We start from the raw sequence: 2568 nt of genomic DNA, 5'->3' as shown, positions 1-2568 counted from the left end.
GCCGGCTCGGCGGTGGCCGCCGCTGCGGCAGGCGGCTGGCCGGCTGCCGAGCCGTTTGCGGTTTGTTCGGTCGGAACCTGTTCCGCTGCCAAACCGGTTGCGGCTTGCTCGGTCTCGGCGGTCTGGGCTGCTTCGTCGGATTGCTGACTAGGTGTCACCGCTAGAACTCTTTCGCTTGTGCCTGGGGCCGCGTATTCAGCGGCACCATCGTGGTGGGGTGCTCACTGGAGGGTGAACGACTCTATTGTTACCGGTATCTTAGGCGGGCCGTCCTGGCTGTCGGCATCCTCGACGCCTCCGGCCGCGATCTGCTCGATGACGTCCAGCCCTTCGGTTACCTTACCCATAATCGTGTAGCCGCCGGTATCCTGCGGGATGGTGGAATCTTTCCACGCAATGAAGAACTGCGTCCCGTTGCTGTAGGTATCGGCGCCGCGGGCGACGGCGATTGTGCCGGCCGGATACACGCCGTCTTCGGGGGTGTTTTCCACCGGGCCCCACTGGTATTCGGGATCGCCGCCGCCGGCCCCGTCCACGGAACCGCACTGCAGCACGCCCATGCTGGCGGCGGTGGTGAGCCGGTGGCAGTTCTTGCCCTCGAAGAAACCGTCCCGGGCCAAGGTGCTGAAGACCGCTGCCGCCTGCGGCGCCGCGTTGCCATCCAGTTCCACGCCGATATTGCCCTCGTTCGTGGCGATGGTGCCGCTGAAGATCTTTCCCTCGGCGACCTCCGGCGAGGGGATGCCGGCCGCGTTGGCGGAGGGCGGCGGCGAGGCGACGCCTTGCGGGTCTTCGAGGCCTTGGCGGACCTGTTCCACCTCGGACGGAGTGGGGTTCGAGGCGAACACTGTCGCCTGGACGATCACGCCGCCGGCCACCAGGGCCGCCAAGGCTGCGCCGCCGATGATGTTGTCGCGTTTGCGTCGCGCCGCCTGCTGCCGGCGCAGGTCGCGTTTGGCCTCCATCCGGGCGATGCGGCGCCGGGTTTCGCGGTCATGACGGCTCCGGGCCAAAGCTCCTCCTGGTCGTTGCGATGAACGGCTCCGCCCGACGCCGGGGCGGCGCCCGGCAGCGCGTTTGGTTCCGCTGCCGTGGCAGGCCTTAAACTGGTCCAGCAGCCAGTCTAGCGATCCAGTGCCGCCGCACTGCCCGCGGGCTTCAATGCACCCGCCTCATCCTTACCCCTCATCTACTAGGAGATACGCCCGTATGGCACGCAAGGCCTCGCTGTCAGGCTTCCCGGAATGGCTTCCGCAGGAGAGGCTTGTGGAGTTGCATGTTCTGGATTCCCTGCGCCGGACGTTTGAGCTGCACGGTTTCTCCTCCATCGAGACCCGCGCCGTCGAAACAGTGGCCCAGCTGCTGCGCAAGGGCGAGATCGACAAAGAGGTTTACGGCCTGCACCGCCTGCAGGCCGACGAAGCCGACGGCAGGTCCGAAGACAAGCTGGCCCTGCACTTCGACCTTACGGTCCCGTTCGCCCGCTACGTCGTGGAGAACGCCGGCCACCTGGCTTTCCCGTTCCGCCGCTACCAGATCCAGAAGGTCTGGCGGGGCGAGCGTCCGCAGGAGGGCCGGGCCCGCGAGTTCACCCAGGCGGACATCGACGTGGTGGGCGACGGCGAGCTGCCGTTCCGCTACGACGTGGAGCTGGCGCTGGTCATCGTCGAGGCCCTCAGCGCGCTGCCCATCCCGGAGTTCAAGCTGCGCGTCAACAACCGCAAGCTGGCCGAAGGCTTCTACCGCGGGATTGGCCTGACCGACACCGCCGGGGTGCTGCGCAGCATCGACAAGCTGGAGAAGATCGGTCCCGAGAAGGTGGCCGCGCTGCTGCAGGAAGAACTGGGCGCCACCGACGAACAGGCGCAGGCCGCGCTGAAGCTGGCATCGATCCGCACCGAGGACACCTCCTTCGTGGACCAGGTGCGGGCGTTCGGAGTCCGGCACGAGCTGCTGGACACGGGCCTGGCCGAGCTGGAGGAAGTCATCGGCGAGGCGCACCGGCGCGCCCCGGGCAAGGTGCTGGCCGACCTGAGCATCGCCCGCGGCCTGGACTACTACACCGGCACCGTCTACGAAACCGTCCTCGTGGGCCACGAGCAGCTGGGCTCCATCTGCTCCGGAGGCCGTTACGACGCGCTGGCGGCCAAGGGCAACCGGACCTTTCCCGGCGTCGGCCTCTCCATTGGCGTGACCCGGCTGGTCATGCGGATCCTGGGACAGGAGTTCGCCGTGGCCTCCCGGCAGGTGCCGACGACCGTGCTGGTCGCCCTGGCCAACGAGGACAGCTGGTCGCAGGCCCAGGACGTGGCGGGGGAGCTGCGGTCACGCGGCATCAGCGTGGAAGTGGCCGCGAAGGCAGACAAGTTCGGCAAGCAGATCAAGTACGCGGACCGCCGCGGCATCCCCTACGTCTGGTTCACCTCGGTGGCCGACGACGGCAGCCTCAGCCACGAGGTCAAGGACATCCGCTCCGGCGACCAGGCCGCGGCGGATCCGGCGGTCTGGACCCCTCCGGCGGAGGATTTGGCCCCCCAGATCACCGCGGCCGCCCACTAAGGGCGGCCG

At 68.1% G+C, this 2568-nt stretch carries 2 protein-coding genes; one reads left to right on the top strand and one right to left on the bottom strand.

All coding sequences use genetic code 11. The features are described from left to right. Positions 1 to 221: 221 nt before the first annotated feature. The gene (locus AC5RV2_RS16885) at positions 222 to 1013 is read right to left on the bottom strand and encodes a peptidylprolyl isomerase (protein WP_494093295.1); all 792 of its coding nucleotides are present in this window, start codon (positions 1011 to 1013) and stop codon (positions 222 to 224) included. 196 nt (positions 1014 to 1209) lie between these two features. Between AC5RV2_RS16885 and hisS the strand changes: the two genes are divergently transcribed. Continuing rightward, positions 1210 to 2559, top strand: coding sequence for a histidine--tRNA ligase (hisS, locus tag AC5RV2_RS16880; protein ID WP_494093294.1), 1350 nt, complete (start codon positions 1210 to 1212; stop codon positions 2557 to 2559). Positions 2560 to 2568: the final 9 nt, after the last annotated feature.

This window comes from Arthrobacter sp. Y3225116 (genome assembly GCF_059091245.1).
Note: the sequence above shows the minus strand (reverse complement) of the source record. Positions and strands in the feature narration are given on the sequence as shown.